Raw genomic sequence first — 930 nt, forward strand, 5'->3', positions numbered from 1 at the left:
AGGGTCGTCGAGGCCCTGGACCATCTCGCCGGCGGGATCAGGGTCCGGCTCGACGACGGGGAGGTGCTCCGCGCCGATCACGTGGTCGTGGGCATCGGCGCCGAGGTCGACGTGGACTGGCTGGCCGGGTCGGGCCTGCACCTGGAGGACGGCATCGCCTGCGACCCGCATGGCCGCGCCCTGGGTGCCGACCATGTCGGGGACGGCTGTGTCGTGGCAGGCCGTGTCGGCGAAGGCCGCGTGTTCGCCGCCGGCGACGTCGCCCGCTGGGCGGCGGCGGACGGAGCGCCGGGCCGGCGGATCGAGCACTGGAACTCCGCCCAGGAGCAGGCCAGGTGCATCGCGGCGACCCTGCTCGACCCCGATCGTCCGCAGGCCCCCAGCGCCGTGCCCATGGTGTGGAGCGACCAGCACGGCCGGACCATCCAGGTGCTCGGCGCCGTGGACCCCGGCGTCGAACCCCGGCTGGTGGAGGACGGGGACCGGCTCCTCGCCCTGTGGGACGACGGCGGACGCGTGACCGGCGCGGTCTCACTGGGATGGCCGCGCGGCGCCCTGGCCGCCCGCCGGGCCATCGCGAACGGCGCCGCGGTCACCGCGGTACTCGACACAGTGGCTCCCCGGGAGGCTGCCCGATGACGGTGAACGTCCACGACGACCTCCATGAGCTGCGGAGCCTGCTCGCGGAGGGGTGCCGGGTCCTGGCGGCCCGCGAACTCTCCCCGGGGTTCCTCGGCCACATCAGCCTCCGCCTCGACGACCGGCGGATCCTGGTGCGGTGCCGCGGCCCCCGCGAGTCGGGCCTGGCCCACACCACTCCGCAGGACGTGCGGGTGGTGACCCTCGACGGCGAACCCGGCCTGCCCGGTGAGCTGGACGGTTGGACCGTTCCGCACGAGCTCCCCCTGCACACCCGGATCCTGCGCCGGC

The 930-nt window shown here is 75.4% G+C and carries 2 protein-coding genes; both read left to right on the top strand.

Going from position 1 to position 930, the window contains the following annotated elements; all coding sequences use genetic code 11:
* A partial coding sequence (locus E1266_RS37435; RefSeq protein WP_165966385.1) for an FAD-dependent oxidoreductase occupies positions 1-639 on the top strand: 639 nt, incomplete at its 5' end.
* A partial coding sequence (locus E1266_RS37440) for a class II aldolase/adducin family protein (RefSeq protein WP_165966386.1) occupies positions 636-930 on the top strand: 295 nt, incomplete at its 3' end. The genes E1266_RS37435 and E1266_RS37440, both read left to right, overlap by 4 nt.

It is taken from the genome of Actinomadura sp. 7K534 (assembly GCF_004348575.1).
Taxonomy (GTDB): Bacteria; Actinomycetota; Actinomycetes; order Streptosporangiales; family Streptosporangiaceae; genus Spirillospora; species Spirillospora livida.